The organism is Pseudoalteromonas sp. SS15 (assembly GCF_049257195.1).
Classification (GTDB): Bacteria; Pseudomonadota; Gammaproteobacteria; order Enterobacterales; family Alteromonadaceae; genus Pseudoalteromonas.
Genome location: NZ_JBMMUD010000005.1, coordinates 319,618 through 336,795 on the forward strand (window position 1 = coordinate 319,618; position 17,178 = coordinate 336,795).

13 protein-coding genes are annotated in these 17,178 nt (G+C 40.3%); 11 read left to right on the top strand and 2 right to left on the bottom strand.

The genetic code is table 11. The features are described 5' to 3' along the window. Positions 1 to 52: 52 nt before the first annotated feature. Entirely contained in the window at positions 53 to 1,561 is a 1,509-nt protein-coding gene (locus tag AAEU28_RS12640; protein WP_421964444.1) for an amidohydrolase family protein, read from the bottom strand. 120 nt (positions 1,562 to 1,681) lie between these two features. Between AAEU28_RS12640 and AAEU28_RS12645 the strand changes: the two genes are divergently transcribed. The 11 genes from AAEU28_RS12645 (at position 1,682) to AAEU28_RS12695 (ending at position 16,029) form a co-directional block, all read left to right on the top strand. Then, complete coding sequence (locus AAEU28_RS12645; protein WP_421964445.1) at positions 1,682 to 3,535, top strand: tetratricopeptide repeat protein; 1,854 nt, start codon at positions 1,682 to 1,684, stop codon at positions 3,533 to 3,535. A gap of 87 nt (positions 3,536 to 3,622) precedes the next feature. After that, positions 3,623 to 5,005 carry a M20/M25/M40 family metallo-hydrolase gene (locus AAEU28_RS12650; RefSeq protein WP_421964446.1) on the top strand — a complete coding sequence of 461 codons (1,383 nt, stop codon included), beginning with the start codon at positions 3,623 to 3,625 and terminating at the stop codon, positions 5,003 to 5,005. 246 nt (positions 5,006 to 5,251) lie between these two features. Further along, positions 5,252 to 6,049: a DUF6671 family protein gene (locus AAEU28_RS12655; RefSeq protein WP_421964447.1), complete on the top strand. Its 798-nt coding sequence runs from the start codon at positions 5,252 to 5,254 to the stop codon at positions 6,047 to 6,049. A gap of 9 nt (positions 6,050 to 6,058) precedes the next feature. Then, entirely contained in the window at positions 6,059 to 7,072 is a 1,014-nt protein-coding gene (locus tag AAEU28_RS12660) for an L-threonylcarbamoyladenylate synthase (protein ID WP_421964448.1), read from the top strand. A 267-nt stretch (positions 7,073 to 7,339) separates the two neighbouring features. Further along, positions 7,340 to 7,771 carry a hypothetical protein gene (locus AAEU28_RS12665; RefSeq protein WP_421964449.1) on the top strand — a complete coding sequence of 144 codons (432 nt, stop codon included), beginning with the start codon at positions 7,340 to 7,342 and terminating at the stop codon, positions 7,769 to 7,771. After that, on the top strand, positions 7,771 to 9,546 hold the full coding sequence (locus AAEU28_RS12670; protein ID WP_421964450.1) for a hypothetical protein: 1,776 nt from the start codon (positions 7,771 to 7,773) through the stop codon (positions 9,544 to 9,546). Before AAEU28_RS12665 ends, AAEU28_RS12670 begins: the two co-directional genes overlap by 1 nt. Positions 9,547 to 9,703: 157 nt before the next feature. Continuing rightward, positions 9,704 to 10,600 (top strand): LysR family transcriptional regulator, encoded by an 897-nt coding sequence (locus tag AAEU28_RS12675; protein WP_421964451.1) that lies wholly within the window; start codon positions 9,704 to 9,706, stop codon positions 10,598 to 10,600. 89 nt (positions 10,601 to 10,689) lie between these two features. Further along, positions 10,690 to 13,854, top strand: a complete 3,165-nt coding sequence (locus tag AAEU28_RS12680; protein WP_421964452.1) for an HD domain-containing phosphohydrolase — start codon at positions 10,690 to 10,692, stop codon at positions 13,852 to 13,854. A gap of 135 nt (positions 13,855 to 13,989) precedes the next feature. Further along, positions 13,990 to 14,970 carry an alpha/beta fold hydrolase gene (locus AAEU28_RS12685; protein WP_421964453.1) on the top strand — a complete coding sequence of 327 codons (981 nt, stop codon included), beginning with the start codon at positions 13,990 to 13,992 and terminating at the stop codon, positions 14,968 to 14,970. 99 nt (positions 14,971 to 15,069) lie between these two features. Beyond that, positions 15,070 to 15,489 carry a hypothetical protein gene (locus AAEU28_RS12690; RefSeq protein ID WP_421964454.1) on the top strand — a complete coding sequence of 140 codons (420 nt, stop codon included), beginning with the start codon at positions 15,070 to 15,072 and terminating at the stop codon, positions 15,487 to 15,489. 159 nt (positions 15,490 to 15,648) lie between these two features. Then, on the top strand, positions 15,649 to 16,029 hold the full coding sequence (locus AAEU28_RS12695) for a DCC1-like thiol-disulfide oxidoreductase family protein (protein ID WP_421964455.1): 381 nt from the start codon (positions 15,649 to 15,651) through the stop codon (positions 16,027 to 16,029). A gap of 217 nt (positions 16,030 to 16,246) precedes the next feature. On the opposite strand, the gene AAEU28_RS12700 is transcribed toward AAEU28_RS12695, so the two are convergent. After that, positions 16,247 to 16,786 carry a hydrolase gene (locus AAEU28_RS12700; protein ID WP_421964456.1) on the bottom strand — a complete coding sequence of 180 codons (540 nt, stop codon included), beginning with the start codon at positions 16,784 to 16,786 and terminating at the stop codon, positions 16,247 to 16,249. Between the last annotated feature and the right edge of the window lie 392 nt (positions 16,787 to 17,178).

Sequence of the window (17,178 nt, forward strand, 5' to 3'; positions counted from 1 at the left end):
GTACATTCTCGACCATAGAAACATCTTCCTAAACAAAATGCAATCTGCTGATTTATTTTGTTATTTCTAAATAAGTTCTAGACAAAGGCTCACCGTTTAAAATAATCGTATCAATCAGATTATACGCTTCAACACTGTGCAAAGGGTTGGCATTGAGCAACAACAAATTAGCCACTTTGCCCGTCTCAACAGTGCCGTACTGTTTATCTAGCGAAAATGCCTTGGCATTATTCAAGGTTGCCGCAGCAAGAATACTTGCTAAACTCATCCCTGCGGCATGCATATCTTTTAATTCCCAATAGGTTGCTAATCCCGGTTGTGATGCATAGGTCGGTGCAGGTGGTGTGTCGGTTGCGAGTGAAATCAAACCACCGTTTTGATATATGTAATTTAAAACGCGTTTACCAAGCTGTTGGTTAAACTCAAAACGTGCAATTTTTTGTGCATCACTCATATTGCCCCAGCCTGATTTCATTTCTCGTGCAAACCATTGCCCTGCTTCAGTTTGGTACCAAGCAATTTGCGCTTCACTCAGCACTGTTTTGTACTCCGGTTGAATAATATGACCTTCACGCATCACATCTGTCAGCGCGCGCATGACATTGAGTGTTGGTTGATAAACAACACCTGAGCGAATAATGTCATCGGCGACAGCTTTTACTTTAGCTGGTAGTTCATCACTTACACCTTTTCTGCTTTCTTTGCTTTCGTCAAGCCAATTCCAATTACCATGTGCCATCACATCCACTTGATGATTCAACCCTAAACGCTGCATGTCGGTGGCATTGGCATGAGCCATCATTTTTAAACCGTGTTGCTCACTGGCAGATTTGAGTTCTTCTAGCGTGTTAGAAGCGATTAGCGGAATATCTGAACGCTCACCAAAACCATCCTCTAGATACACTTTGGTGCATATAGCGCCATCATCGGCCATGTGTTTTATTAATTGTTTAGGTGAATGACTTTCTAATATGTGGTTCTCATATTGATGACTCGGATCCCCATGTTGATGCACGAAATACGGGCGCTTTTCATGTAGGTGTTCATAATTTATACCTTGTGCGTTATATCCTTGATAAATTGGCACAGCACCGCAAAAATAGCTTGTTGGTGCCACACCGTTACTTTGAAATAACGACATACTCTCTTTACTCGCACCCGGCTCAAGCACTTGAGTTACACCGTAATATAAGTAATTCTTGCCCTGCCTTTGCAGGTATTGCTGCTGTAAACTTTCAAGCTCTGCAATCTCCTTTTCATTAAACTTGCTAAGCTCAAAGGGTAATCCAGGCATGCGATTTAGGTGCACATGGGCGTCCATCAAACCGGGAATTACAAACTTACCGGTGCCATCAATCACATTAGCGTCAACGTCGTTCAAGGCTTTTGTCGATATGGTTTTAATTTTGTCATCTTGAATGCCGACCCAACGTTTATCTGCAACGCTGGCTTGGTATGGGTTAAGCGGCGAAATAACGGTAACGTTTTTGATGATGACATCAAACTCTTTCGCATTTAAAGCAAAAGGTAATAGTAAGCTAGTTAGCATAAGTGTTTTCATGGCGACTCCTTTTTTGAAACTGACGCCACCTTAAAAAAACACTGGGTTAATTACCTAAAAAGCATATAATTTTACTCTGAATTTTGTCTCAAAATAAAAATAAGTATAGTTATCATAAAGATGGAAAAGACAGAGGCCCCTTTTATACTCGCCAATTGGTATGTAGAGCCGCATTTGAACAAGCTCACTTTAGCCGAACAATCGTTCGAGTGCTCGCTGCCGCCTAAAGTTATGGCTTTATTGGTTTTACTAACTCGCCATCAAAACACACCGCTGAGTTTAGATTTTATCGCCAAGCAAATTTGGCCCGATCGCGTAGTTACTGATAGCTCTATTTATCAGGCCGTTGCACAACTCAGAAAAACACTTCATCAAGATAAAACCATTACTGAAGCCATTGAACAGATTTCGGGAAAAGGCTATAGGCTCTCCCCTCATATTGATCTGAGCTTTGAGCATGAAGCACAAAATTCATTAGCAAAAGGCAGCTCAAAGAAACAAGCATTACAACAAGCGCCGGCTGAAAAAATAACGAAAAAGCATAAGTTAACGGCTTTCGCTGTATGTGTTCTTGTGTTTATGGTTATCGTTTTTTGGTTTATGAACAACGGCTCAATCAAAGAAGAGTTACAAGCGCAGGTAAAAAAACAGCCAAATGAACAAACTTATTTTGAAGATTTAACCCTTGCAGATCATTTGGTCAAACAACGTGATGTAAACTCGATCAACAAGGCAAGTAAACTCTATAAAGCCATTTTGAATAAGAGCCCTAACAACGCTAATGCCCTGTTTGGTTTGTGTAACAGCGATTACCAATTGCTTGTTTACGGTCAGCACAGCCAAACGAAAACCTACGCAAGCTGTTTACCCTTGCTGCAAAAAGCCATAGAAATTGCTCCCCATCATATTAATGCCATTGCACTACTTGGTGCCCTCCACCAGCAAAATGGTGACTTTGAAACAGCAAAAACCTATTTCGAGCAAGGACTATTACTAGAGCAAAAAAGTAGTTTATTTCACCTTTTTTATGGTGATTTCTTGCTATCGCAACAACAAACAACAGAGGCACTCACCTCACTGCAAACTGCGTTCAAGCTAAGCCCAAATGATCCTGAGGTGCTCATAAAATTAGCCTATGCCTATTTAGTTAAGCGCGATCGCAAAAAAGCGCAGCAATACTTTGAACGTGCCCGCTTAATTGCGCCAAACTTACGAAATGCCCCGCTTTATGCGCTCGATTTCTATCCGCTCACTAAGCCTATTGCTGCGGAATACGAAGCTTGGTATGAACAATACAGTTACGAAAATGAAAGTGATGAATACAAAAACAAATTTGCCCACTTTCAATTACAGCATGTGCTGTTCTTACTCAGTACAAACCAATTAAAGGATGCGCAGACTGTTTTTGAGCAAACAAATAAACAATATATTCCTAACGATTTTACTTTTTATGTTGAAGCGGCACTTGCTGCTAAACCAGAGCACTTAATTGTGGCACTCGAGAAGCTTGAGCAAAGGTATCAACTCGCCCCAGCATTAAATCGCTATGTTATTCCTTACATTCATGGACTAATAGCTAATAACGACCAGCAAATGGCGCTTAATTTATTTACTAAACACTTTGCTGAGTTTGCGAGTTTAACAACACCTGTTGAGCAAAACCTTGGGTTGTATCTGACTTATGCGCAAATTTTGCAAGGTTTAGAAAACAAGAATACAGAACATGAAAATACCGAAATAAGCCGAACACTTGCAAAGCTCACACAGGACTTAGCACTATGGCGTGAACTCAACGGTGAGTTCAGCGGTTTCAATGAAGTTAAGTGGCATGTCATTAAACAAGATGATGAAAACGTAAAATTAGCCGCGACCAAATTGCTCAATAGCGACTGGTTACCTGACTATAATGACAATATGTTTACAGAAACTCTATTAAACAGGTATTTAAAAGAACATAGAAAAGAACGAAAGTGATCTTACCTTCTTCATTCATCCTAAATACTTGTATTTATTTATGGAACGTTCCAGACTTATTTTAATTTTTACAACAGGCCTATAAAAATGAAAAAGTTATTATTGGCAGCCTTGGTGTTAAGCGCCAATGTGTTTGCTGCCGACACCTTTGATGCACAAACCATTAAAGTCACCGAGCAATTAAAAGAAAAGTCGCTTAATAGCGAACTGGCTTACGATATTGTGGCAAGGCTGACCACAGAAGTTGGGCCGCGTATGGCAGGCACGCCTAAAGATCTTGAAGCCGTAGACTGGGCGATGAAAGAGCTTCAGCGTTTAGGCTTCGACAAAGTTTGGAAAGAACCTGCAAAATTCCCAGCTTGGCTGCGCTATTCTGAATCAGCCGAAATTATTCTGCCGTCAAAGCAACCTATTCACATCACCGCACTTGGCAACAGTGTCAGCACCCCAAAAGATGGCACGCGCGCACCTATTGTCATATTTGAAACGCTAGAAGAGCTAGAAGCAGCGCCAAAAAATGCCGCCAAAGGTAAGATTGTTTTTATCAATTACCGTATGGACCGCAGCCTAGACGGCAACAGTTACGGCCCTGCTGTACAAGCGCGTAACCGGGGTGCCGTTGTTGCCAGCCAAAAAGGCGCGGTGGCATTTATGATGCGCTCGGTCAGTACTGCAAAACACCGCTTTGCACACACTGGCGGTAACCATTATAAAGATGGCATTAAAGCCATTCCTGCCGTCGCACTGGCAAACCCAGATGCCGACCAAATTGAACGTTTATTGCAACTGGGTCATAAAGTTGAAGTTAATTTAAACGTACAAGCTGAATCAAAAGGCATGGGCACTTCTTACAATGTCATCGGTGAGTTTACCGGCACAGAAAAGCCAAACGAATACGTGCTGTTAGGCGCGCATTTAGATTCATGGGATTTAGGCACAGGCGCACTTGATGATGGTGCGGGTGTGGCAATTATCACGGCTGCGGCAAAACACATTAGCGAGCTAATAAAGACTAAACGCAGTGTGCGAGTGGTGTTATTCGCCGCTGAAGAGCAAGGTCTTTGGGGCGCAAAAGCTTACGTGAAAAAGCACCAAGATGAGCTTGGTAATATTGTTGCTGCGGCTGAGTCTGACTTTGGTGCCGATCTTATCTATGCAGTTGAATCTCGCGTTGCTTCAAACTCATTACCGACAGTACGTGCGATTGCTAAGCATTTAAAAGATTTAGGGGTTAAATACGATGCGCGTAACAACGCTTTTGGTGGTCCTGATCTAATTCCATTTAAAGACTCTAAAGTCGTGCCTATTTTCTCTCTACATCAAGATGGTACTGACTATTTTGACTACCACCACACTGCTGATGACACATTAGATAAAATCGACCCTGCAAAGTTAAACCAGAACGTAGCGGTTTATGCTGTATTTGCGTACCTTGCAGCGCAAAGCCCAACCAAAATGATGGGCAAGTAAGTTTGTATAATTAACTAAACTCAGATTTATAAGGAGAAGCCCCCCCTGCTTCTCCTTTTTTATTCATCCATACCACTTTTAAAACCACTCATCTTATACCCCGCTGACAAGGCGAAAATAGTGACAAATTTGTGCAACTCGCCGTATAATAACGCCCCTTTTTAAAGCCTGTTTTTATCAGAGCTTTGGGATTTTGTTATTTTAATCTCGTTTCTGTAATTGAGTTGTTTGAAGGTCGTGTCATTTATGAATCAAGCTGTACTTATCACTAAACATGATAAAGCCAAGTGCATCGCAAACGCACTCGCGCCGCTTGGCTTTGATGTGGTTGAAAGCAATGCGTTTGACACCGACAGCTTAGGCACGTTTGCAGGCGACATTGAACGTACGCTCAGCCCTAAAGAAGCGGCTTTAAAAAAAGCAAAAATGGCGTGTGAGTTGCTCGGTGCCGAATTTGGTTTGGGCAGCGAAGGGAGTTTTGGCAATGGCCCTTATCCGGGCATAGTGAACTGGAATGACGAGATTGTATGTTTTTATGAACGTGCAACTGGGCAAGCAATTTATGCAACCGCTTCAGGGCCTTTTGCAATCTCAAGTATTCAAGTAAACAGTGATACTTGCCGCGATACCTTGTTAAAAAAGCTCAATCATTTTCAAGGTCAGCGTTGGTTGCTGAAATTTGATGAGCAAGTCTTAAAAGGATTAAGCAGCGAAACGTTGATTGAAACTTTAGCTGACAAGCAATTAACCGAAGCGTTAATTGAACCAGATTTACGCGCTATGTATTGCCCGCTTCGCCAGCAAATGATCAGTAAAGCTGCCGACGATTTAGCAAACAGGCTCAGTGCCATTTGCCCTAAGTGCAATGCCAAAGACTTTGTTGTAAAAGAAGCCATTGCTGGTCTGCCTTGTGAACAATGCGGCCTTGCAACACAACAAATCAAGCAGCATAAATATCACTGTGAATGCTGCGACCATACTGAGTTAAAAAATACCGAACAAACCGCTGCCGATCCCTATTATTGTCAGCTCTGTAATCCTTAAGGTTTACCTATGAATGAATTTGAAACACTAGAGCTTCTCACCGGAGACGAAGGGATCGCCCAAGCTGTTAAGCTTCTAGCACAAGGCGAATGTGTCGCCCTGCCGACTGAAACCGTGTACGGCCTTGCTGCGGATGCAACGCAACCTGAAGCCGTGGCAAAAATATTTGCAGCAAAAGGCCGCCCATCAAATCATCCGTTAATCGTGCATATTCCCGATGAAACGCATATTGCACGCTGGGCAGAGTCCGTTCCTGCTGATCTTAAAAAGCTTGCTGATGCATTTTGGCCGGGGCCATTGACGGTTATTTTAAACACCAAAGCTGGGCTGAATAACCCAGTAACCGGTGGTAAAGACACCATCGCACTACGCGTGCCTTCTCACCCGCTGTTTTTGAAAGTGTTAATTGATTTAGACACAGGATTGGCCGCACCTTCAGCAAACCGTTATAAGCAATTAAGTCCAACGGTGCCTGAACAAGTGGTTGAGCAATTAACGGGTCGTATTCCGGCGGTTCTAAAAGGTGGCTCGTGCGAGCATGGTCTTGAGTCGACTATTTTAGATTTAACATCAGATGAACTAAGAGTTTTACGTGCAGGTCCAATTTCAGCTACTGAAATTGAACAATGTTTAGGTAAACCGGTCACAACACCAATGGAGCATAACGAAGCGGTACCGGGTAACGTTAAAGCCCACTACCAGCCAAATGCGCCGGTGACTTTAGTGAAAACTGCGGAGCTCACTCAAGCCATTGAAAATGAAAGCAACAAAAACATCGCAGTACTTGCCTATTCAGAGCAAGTTTTGGCTGAGCTAATTGAATTTGGTTTGCAGCCAGAGCTCATCAAGCAAATTGCCAGTGATGCTGCAGGTTACGGTAAAAGCCTTTACTACGATTTGTACTGTTTAGATAAACTCACACCGGCTAAAATCTTTGTCGAAACACCCCCTGTGAACGACGACTGGTTAGCGGTTAACAACCGTCTTTCTCGTGCCGCATCTTTTGAGTTTATTCCAGAATAAACGTCCCAGTCTTGTTAGCCTAAACATGCTTTAGGCTACTTCCCTCATTTTACATATACTTTCTAAAGCACCCAATAAAACGGGTTAATCTAAATTCAACACGTCCTTAAAATCTTTTTTTACTTTTTCTTTGCATAAAACTCATTAAACATTAATTGCTTAACATTTTGCGTCGAAAAAAACGTCAAAACACCGCTTTTTTATTATTCGATTTTCCTATATTATCGCCGCCGTTTTAAACCCTCAACAAAATTCATGGAACCTATTTTGCGTAAAACAACCCTTCTGATTTTTGCTTCATGCTTATTAACCGGCATGCAAAGCAAAGCCAATGAATATGGATACCAACCATTAAAAAAGACGGCATTCACTCAAACACTCGTGACAAGTGAACTTAAGCAAAACTTGAGATACGCTTTCGATCATGAACAAGATGGATTAAATTTAAGAATTTCATTTTACTCAACAATGAAAAGTAAAAAAGTCCAACTAATCAATAACTCGTCATGGCCTATTCAGGTATCAGCGAACTCTGGCCCTGTTCTCAATTTATCTGCCCATGGACAGTTTGATTTACCTTGCGATGCCAATTTTGCGTTTGCCGAATTAGCTTTACTTACGCCGTCACAGACTGTTGATTTACACGAACCTGCGCTTTGTGCTGATTTAGTTGTTATTGAAGAATTGGGAGCGAAATAATGAGGGCTTTTGTATTTTTAGTTTCGTTATTAAGCTTAATCGTTAGCGCGTCTAGTTTTGCAAACTCGCAAGTTAAGTTTGAAGGCACAGGTAACTTTTCAATAAATGGCGATCAAGTTTCAGTATATGTACCAAAAATCTCGAATCAAGGTAATAACCGTACTGGAACTTTGTATTTAAAACTCATTGCTAACACACAAAATAGTCCAACGGGTAATGCTGTTTATGTATTAGCTGAAGGTAACCTTTCAACCTTTAAAGGCAGTACTGAGTACGGTACATTAGACCCAAACCAGTCATTCGTAAATGTACGTTTTACTACAGAGTTTAGAAGGCCTCCAGCTGGCACCTACTATTTATTCTTGCATGTATCTGAATATCCTAATCTAAATACATCTTTAGACTCGATGGCTGCAACAAACAACCCTTTCGTATTCAGCTCTAACACTAGCGGTGGCGGAGAAGGCGGCGGCAGTGGCGGCTCTGGCAATGGTGGTGGTAGCTCATCTAACTTTAGTTTAGATTGTCCATGCTCTTACGATCTCAACAATGGCTTAGTTACGCTTAAAGTAAGTAAGGTTGTAAACAATCAATCAAACACCACAAGTGGCTCACTTAAGCTCAAGCTTTATGCGACTAAGCAAGCCTATAATGGTGGCTCAATTAATGGCTATGTCCTTGCTGAAACTAATTTAGGACAACTGCAACCCAATACATATTTTCACAGTATCAATAGACAAGCCAGCTTCAATCAGCCACCAGATGGCGAGTATTACTTAACACTGGTTCTAACTGAGTATAATGGCCAAGACTATATTGTGGCTTACCAAAAATTTAGCGGGACAGAAACATTTGATAGTGGCAACTCAGGGTCAGGTTCTGGCGGTGGAAATGGTGGCGATAATGCATCACAGAACATTGACTTAGAATGTCCATGTAGCTATCAAATTGAAGGCAGTCGAGTAAACATTGAAGCTGCGAAAGTATCTCACTTAAGAACATCAGGTAGCAGTGGTACTTTAAAACTGAAATTATGGGCAACAAATTCACCTTACAGTGGTAGTGGAAGCATTAACGGCTATGTTATTGCTGAGAAGCAATTAGACCCATTACAAGCAAATCAGTACTATCATAGTATCCGTTTCTCTGAAGCCTATAATACCCCTCCAGAGGGCAGCTATTCGGTTACTTTAACAGTAACTGAAGTGCAAAATGGTCAAGAATACCTAATGGATCACGTTACATTTTCGAATCCTCTGGTTGTTTCTAATCAACAACTATCAGGCTCAGATGATTTAGGCCTTGATTGTCCATGTAGTTTTGAAATTTTAGGCAGCACAATTGAGCTTAATGTAGACAAAGTTAGCAACTATAGTGATGACTATAAAAACAGAGAGATAGAGTTAAAGTTGTGGGCGACGAGTACACCTTATAACGGTGGTACAATCAGAGGCTATACGATTGCACAAGTGAACCTTGGCTCTCTAAATGCAAATCAATACTGGCAAGATATCACTCGATTTACAGATTATGATGAACCACCTTATGGTAATTATTATTTCACAATGACGCTCCATGAAGTTGGCACAGATAATACTATCAAGGCCTACAGCAATTTCTCTGATGTAAAAACACTAGGTAAAAAGCCTGTTGTAGATACCAGCACTGGTAATAATGATGACTCTTCATATTATGAAGAGGAAGAGAGCGCGGGCTCACTCCATATACTTTGGTTAATACTACTAGGTGGCTTTGCATTACGTCGCAGAGCATAAAAATCTATAAACTTTCATAGGTTAAGTTAATTATTATAGGCCAGCTTATGAAGCTGGCCTTTTATTTTTATAACTTAAAGATTGATAAAGATAATATATTTATCATCACTTTCAATGTATTTTTGATAATGAGTAAAAATATTGAGTAGGTGAGATCTTGAATATAGAGCACTTGAAGTTATTTATACGAATTGCTGTTTGTCACAATATCAGCTTGGCAGGTAAAGAATTGGGCTTATCTCCTGCCGTTGCTAGCAGTCATATTAGTAAACTTGAAGAAAGCTTAGGTGTTCGTTTAATACATCGTACAACAAGAAAAGTTTCTTTAACCGAAGATGGCGTGGCATTTTTGCCTCATGCTCAAGAAGTACTGAGTAGTGTTGATGTCGCATTCGCTTCTGTCGGCTCTGGTAATATGTCCCCTTCAGGTAGACTGCGTATTACAGCACCCGCTTCTTTTGGGCGAATGCACCTTATTCCTGCTTTGAATGGGTTTATGGCCCAATACCCTGACTTAAGTTTAGATTTGCGTTTAAGTGACAGTATTGTTGATATGGTCGAGGGTGGATTTGATGTGGCTATACGCAATGCCGCTTTAAATGATTCAAGCCTGGTCGCTCGAAAAATTGCACAAGATACTCGCCTTGTCTGCGCATCTCCTGGCTATTTAAATAAACATGGCACCCCTACCAAACCAAGTGACCTACTTAATCATCAATGTATCGATCTCATGGGACTAGATACTTGGATTTTTCAAACTAACGAAGGGCATCAGTCAATTAAAATCAAACACTTCTTGCGTGCAGATAACGGCGAAGCAATTCGTGACGCAGCAATCAATGGCTTAGGTCTAACTATTTGTTCGCAGTGGTGTGCTTACAAAGCAATTCAAGCCAAACAGCTTATCCCCGTGCTCACAGATACGCCGCTTGTGAGCAATACCTCTATTTGGGCCGTTTACCCTAGCTCTAGATTACTCGCTCCCAAAGTACGTGTTTTTATCGACTATTTAAAAACACATTTTGGAGAAACACCATACTGGGAATTAACCTAATGAAATTTGAATAACTTTCATTGGAAATAATATAATTCCTTTTCTAAGCTAGGAACTAGTTTATTTTATAAGCATGCAAGGATGTGTTCATGCCCTCAACTAAAAAGTGGCGTTTTTCGATTCGGTTTACGCTCTTTTCTATATTTGTCATTGCCACAACATTAACTGCAGGCATTGCCATTTTACTGCAATATCATTTTTCAACTCAGCAAGCAAAGCAAAGTGCTTTTGAGCAGTTTCAGATGTCATCTGAATATACACGAGATTATTTAGCGGCGATTGATCACCAAGCCAGTGAGTTGACGGAGTTACTTTCTACTAATAATCGCTTTAACCAAGTCGAAGGTTTATCGACAGAGCAACTGCAAATGTTTTCCAAAGCAATGGAAAAAAACCCACTTTATTACTCTATTTTCATTGGCCACCCCTCTGGCCACTTCGGGCAACTTATCAATCTGAATTCCCAAGAAATTAAAATTCAATTGAATGCTTTGGCTTCTGATAGGTGGCTAAAAATTGAAATAGCACCAAATGCTGATATACCGACTAGAACCGTCACTTTTTTAGATCAAAACTTAACGCCTCGCATCAGTTACAGTGAATCCCATGAATTTGACCCCACTTCACGCCTTTGGTTTAAAGGTGCAAGTCATGAACAGGTTTATAAGTCAGCACCTTATCAATTTAAGTCTCTTGAAGCACCTGGGTTAACCTACTCTAAGAACATGCTAGCATCAGAAGCTGTTTTAGGTGTTGATATTGCACTTTCTAGCTTATCTATGTATCTAAAGAAACATAGTCTCGCCATAGAAAGTAACTTATTTGTTTATCAGGCCACCGGTGAGGTTATTGCAACCAATCAACAACAAGCCTCAGAAAATACCAGCTTCGAATATAGCAATTTTTCACTCACAGAAAGTGAAAAAGAAATCGTCCGCAATGCACCTTCATTACAAATATCTAATTCAAAAGACTGGAGTCCTATCGACTTTGCCATTTCTGGTCAACCAAGGGGCTATTCAGTAGATAAATTGAAGCTGATCGCTCAAATGACAGGGTTAGAAATAGAGTTTGTGAATGGCTTTACTTGGCCTGAACTCGTTCGAAAATATAAAAATAATGAATTAGATGGGCTACAGGCAATCTATAGAACACCTGAAAATGAAAGTATGGGTTCCATTTCTGCACCTTACCTCAATTTACCCTATGCCACAGTCACTCGAGCTAACGCGTCTAAAATTAATGTTATTACTGATCTGAATGGTAAAACCTTAGCAATTGCGAAAGGTTGGTCAATCATACAACCACTAAAACAGCAGTTTCCCGCAATCAATCTTTTAGAAGTAAACACCATTAGAGACGTCTTTTTCGCAGTACAAAGTGGCAAAGCAGACGCTGGGCTTGATAGCCATTTATCACTTTTACAAACACAGTCTCAGTTTTTTATAGAAGATGTGATAGTCAATGAGCCTCTATCATTCTCACATTATGATTTTCCGTCTAATTTACATTTACTTCTCAAACCAGAGTTTGAGAACCTAATTCCAATTATAAATCGTGCAATGGAAAGTATCTCTGGTGCTCAAGAGGCAAGCTTACGGAATAAATGGTTAACGAAATCTGATCCTCAGCAATCTAGCACCCATGCCTTTGCTGTTCCTCACAAAGTCTTATTAGAAGCAATCAGCGAAAATAATCTGCAAAATACTCTGCTCACTGTCAGCATCGATAATCAAGAAACATATGTTTATATCAGCCCTGTTAAAGTAAATGACAGACAAGAAACCTTTTTCGCTATTGTCACCCCAAGTAACCAGCTATATCAAAAAAGCTTAAACCAAGTAAAGGTATCTATTTTTCTCACCGCTGCATGCCTTGTTTGTTTGCTTCCTCTGTCTTACTTATTTTCAGCTCCCATAGTACAGCCCATCCACAAACTGATGGCACAGAACAGAAAAATCAAACGTAGGCAGTACGATGACGTTGCTATTGAACACAGCAACATCAAAGAGCTTGACCAGCTTGGCGCGTCTTTAGCTGAGATGTCGGCCTCGATTAAACAACATGAAAAACAGCAAGCTGCATTACTAGAGTCTTTTGTAGAGCTGATAGCACAAGCCATCGATGACAAATCTCCTTATACTGCTGGACACTGTAAACGCGTGCCAGATATAGGCATTAGGCTAGCAGAAGCAGCCTCATCGGCCAATTACGGCATGTTTAGTGATTTTAATTTGAAAACTGCTGAACAAAAACGTGAATTTAAAATGGCTGCTTGGTTACATGACTGCGGCAAAATAACTACACCTGAATATATCGTCGACAAAGCAACCAAATTAGAAACCATTTATAATCGTATACATGAAGTTCGCATGCGATTTGAAGTTTTATATCGAGATGCTGTCATTGAATACCATCAAAACACACAACTCTACCCTGAATCTCAAGCATTTTATAAAACCGAACTTGAGCGAAAATTCAAACAATTACAAGATGACTTTGCATTTATTGCTAAGTGTAATCAAGGTGGAGAATACCTCAGCGATGAAGAAGTTGCCCGTCTTGAGAATTTATCTGTTATCACTTGGGAACGACACTTTGACGATACGCTTGGTTTATCGCAATTGGAACTTGAAGCTAAACACGGGTTAAAAAATCCTTTGCCTTGTGTTGAAATGTTGCTCAGTGATAAAACTGAACATCTTCAACCCAGAACAATCAAGCCTGAGTATGCCGAAAAATATGGGATAAAAATGGATATCCCTGACTTACTTAGCAATAAGGGCGAGCTTTATAACCTAACCGTCTCTCGCGGCACACTTACGCATGAAGACCGATTCAGAATTAATGAGCACATGATAAGCACCATAAAAATGCTCGACAGCCTGCCATTTCCTGATGATTTAGCCAATGTACCGCGTTGGGCATCAACCCATCACGAAACCTTGATAGGCACAGGCTATCCAAGAAAGCTGAAAAAAGAAGATTTATCTATCCCTGAACGCATCTTGGTTGTGGCTGATATTTTTGAAGCCTTGACCGCTGCAGATAGACCTTACAAGAAAGCGAAAACCTTATCTGAATCATTGAAAATTATGCAGTCTATGGTGAAAGATCAACACATAGACTCAGACGTTTTTGAGCTATTTTTAACCTCAGGTGTGTATTTGGACTATGCCAAGCAACATCTCGCCTCTTCACAAATTGACGAGGTTGATATTGATAGATTGATTGGTAAGGAAAAAGTAGCTTAATCTGGCCGGGTATTATTGTATTTTGACACTTTGATGAAGTGTCAAAATACAATTAATTTCTCAAATTTATTTTCACCCCTTTTCAAGCTGTGAATCGTTATACAAAAATAATGATAATTTCAGGGAAGAATTTCCATGTCAAAATTTGCGCATCGCATAAAATCAAACAAAGCTCTTTTTGCTTTTTCACTCATATTATTCATCTATATCTTGCTTCGCTTTGTTGCCTTTATTCAACACCAAACCATTAAGCTGCCCGGTCAATACTTCACTTATCAAAACAAACAAGTTCGGTATTTATGCAAAGGAAATAATGCACCTTTTGTGTTCTTCGAAACTGGATTTGCAGCTGACTCACAACAAAGCTGGGACACTATCACAAAAGCTTTACCCAATAACTTTACTAGCTGTTATTACGACAGGCTTGGTCATGGTGGTAGTGATAATGTGCCAGTTACTTTTACAACAAGTGAAAAGTCAGCACTGCAAACTGAACTGATAAAGCATATAGCTGGCAATGAACCTGTTGTTTTAGTCGCCCACTCTTATGGCGGCATTATTTCTAGAAGAACAGCAGCAAAAAATGAGATTAACTTGGCTGCACTTATCCTTTTAGACTCTGCCCATGAATATCAGCATGAAATTATGCGAGGAAAGTTCGACCCAATTCCCGATTCGGTTAAAAACTTACAGTATCTCAACGCTGCATTTGGATTATCTGATATAAAAAATATTTTCAAACACTATGACACACCGATGCAAAAACGACTTGACCAATATTATGGCAGCTTCAGATACGCCCATGTCCTTTCAAGCTATCGATATGAAAAAGGCTTTTATACGCCTTTAGAAACGTTCGACTATGACTTTGGCAATTTAAAAATGCTGGTAATCAGTCATGACAAACAAGCTTATGCAAATAACCCTCGATTTTTTAGCATTACCGATAAGTGGCAAAGCATGCAAAAAAGCATCGCTGCGCTTTCTAACAATTCTGAGCACATCATAGCAACAGGTGCGACTCATAATATTCCAGCAGATGCTCCTGATTTGGTCATCAAAAAGATACGCGAAACTGTCGAGCTAGCGAGAAACCAAAACATTAATAGTCTATAAAGTTAGAAATGTTTGTTTACCAATCAGTTAATGTTTTCAAAATAGCATCGCGTTAAAGTAGCCATTACGTTTAAAGAAAATTATTTAACAGGACTCAGAGTGAATATTTTCCTTATCTTCGCAGGTTCTTTAAGTGCCCTCGCCGCAGTTATGCACCTGGGTTGCATTTATTTTGGCGCGCCTTGGTATCGTTTTTTTGGTGCTGGTGAGCAAATGGCACAACTTGCAGAGCAAGGCAGTAGTAAACCCGCTCTTATTACCAGCGGCATCGTGTTCATGCTTGCTATTTGGTCTGCCTATGCGTTTTCTGCTGCAGGGCTTATTACAAAATTGCCGCTTTTAAAAACCGCTTTAATTTTAATTACCTTAATTTACACTGCCCGCGGTGTGGCTGGATTTTTCTTTATTAACAATCCTATGGGTCGCTCAAGTGAGTTTTGGATTTGGAGCTCATTTATACCAGTCTTCAATAATACTCGATCATTTAGAGGGACTAAAACTGACGCTAACTTCGTTTAAAATTTCTTATTTAGAACAACTAAATAGCAAAATTTTCGCCTCGTTATCGCCAAATTTTCTTCGCCTCAAAATAGATCGCTTAATTAAGAGGACTGGTATTATTTTCTTATCTTTTGGGGTAGAGCATTTTATCGGCTTAAAGCAACAGTGGAGTAGCTTATGAAAAAAGAAGAAATTTTACTGGTTTACGATAAAGACTGTCCTGCTTGTGAAAACTACTGCCAAGTCGTTCGTATTCGAGAAAGTATTGGTGAGCTCAAAATTATCAATGCTCGAGAAAGCAGTGGAGTGTTAGAAGAAATCACTCAACTCGGACTCGATATTGATCAAGGTATGGTATTAAAGATGGGCGGCGTAATTTATTACGGTGCGGATGCCATTCACGCTCTCGCGCTAATCAGTTCTCGTTCTGGTGTTTTTAATAAATTGAATTATTGGCTGTTTAAATCTAAGCGGGTGTCAGCCGTCTTATATCCCCTGCTACGCAGCTTTAGAAACCTACTTTTGAAGATGCTGGGGAAAACAAAAATCAATAACTAAATAACCTGAGCTCCGGATAATAAATCTATCTCCAGCGGCTACTTTCAACGTTAACTGCGTTGAATTTACTTGCAATAGGCCAGCTATTGACGCGTAAATTCGCCTTGTTATCGCTAAAAGTCTCCGGCTGCAGACTTGAAAAAGAACTTATCACTTCAATATCAATACGTTAGTAAATCTCTTAACCAAAGCTCAGGTTAGATAGCTCAGGAAATGATCATTTCACCAGCGGTAACACTTGTTTAAATACAGGGTCGTTCGCGTCTCGTATCAGCTCATACAAACACATTTCAAAACTTGTAAGTTGAATACCTGCTTGATTTAACTTTGTTAACGCAAGCTCCTTGTTTTCACGTGTTCTAGAAGAAACACAGTCCTGCACAAGCTCAACACCAAACTCTCTTTGTTTTAAGCTCATCGCCGTTTGATATACGCAAATATGGGCTTCAATGCCACACACCAGCCAATTATCGACGCTTGCAGCATCGATGGCTTGTAAAAACTCTTCGCTGCCACAACCATCAAAGGTGCTTTTCACTATGGCGGGAATATCTTCGAGTAAAGCTTGTAATTCAGGCACAGTATGCCCTAACTTTTCTGGCAATTGCTCTAAAAAAATAATCGGAATATCGAGTAATTTAGCTGCTTGAATCAGTTTCACCGTTTGCGCGATCATCGCTTCACTATCATGCACAAGTGTGGCCAACTTACCCTGAATATCTACAATCACTAGACCTGTGTTATATCTATTTAGCATTTAATACTCCTTGCTCTAAAATTTAACAGCCGCCATCTGCTCCACCACTACTACCGCTATCGAAACTACAAGATGAACTAGACGAATCATTTGAAAGGTTGTGAGTTGTGATACTTGCACCAGCTATGATTGTGGCGTTGGCGTTATCAGTACCTTTATCAACCGTTGTAGCAGTGCGAGTAGGCCTTTCAGTTTTTTTCAAAGTCACAATAAAGAGTAATGTACTTAATGCCGCAGTCGCAATCGCATAATTAACTCCTTCAAAAACTTTGCATTACTTTTTAATCACTAGATTTCTCTTTCCACGTTGCGACACTTTTCGACTAATGTAAAGTTTTTGGGTTATGTTATTCGCTCAATAAAAAAGCGCTCACTTCAAAATGAGCGCTTTT

What these genes read in the sequence shown, in the direction of transcription:
- AAEU28_RS12685 (WP_421964453.1), top strand. Translation starts at nt 13,990, where the DNA reads ATGTCAAAATTTGCGCATCGCATAAAATCAAACAAAGCTCTTTTTGCT.
- AAEU28_RS12655 (WP_421964447.1), top strand. Translation starts at nt 5,252, where the DNA reads ATGAATCAAGCTGTACTTATCACTAAACATGATAAAGCCAAGTGCATC.
- AAEU28_RS12670 (WP_421964450.1), top strand. Translation starts at nt 7,771, where the DNA reads ATGAGGGCTTTTGTATTTTTAGTTTCGTTATTAAGCTTAATCGTTAGC.
- AAEU28_RS12700 (WP_421964456.1), bottom strand. Translation starts at nt 16,786, where the DNA reads ATGCTAAATAGATATAACACAGGTCTAGTGATTGTAGATATTCAGGGT.
- AAEU28_RS12640 (WP_421964444.1), bottom strand. Translation starts at nt 1,561, where the DNA reads ATGAAAACACTTATGCTAACTAGCTTACTATTACCTTTTGCTTTAAAT.
- AAEU28_RS12645 (WP_421964445.1), top strand. Translation starts at nt 1,682, where the DNA reads ATGGAAAAGACAGAGGCCCCTTTTATACTCGCCAATTGGTATGTAGAG.
- AAEU28_RS12660 (WP_421964448.1), top strand. Translation starts at nt 6,059, where the DNA reads ATGAATGAATTTGAAACACTAGAGCTTCTCACCGGAGACGAAGGGATC.
- AAEU28_RS12680 (WP_421964452.1), top strand. Translation starts at nt 10,690, where the DNA reads ATGCCCTCAACTAAAAAGTGGCGTTTTTCGATTCGGTTTACGCTCTTT.
- AAEU28_RS12650 (WP_421964446.1), top strand. Translation starts at nt 3,623, where the DNA reads ATGAAAAAGTTATTATTGGCAGCCTTGGTGTTAAGCGCCAATGTGTTT.
- AAEU28_RS12695 (WP_421964455.1), top strand. Translation starts at nt 15,649, where the DNA reads ATGAAAAAAGAAGAAATTTTACTGGTTTACGATAAAGACTGTCCTGCT.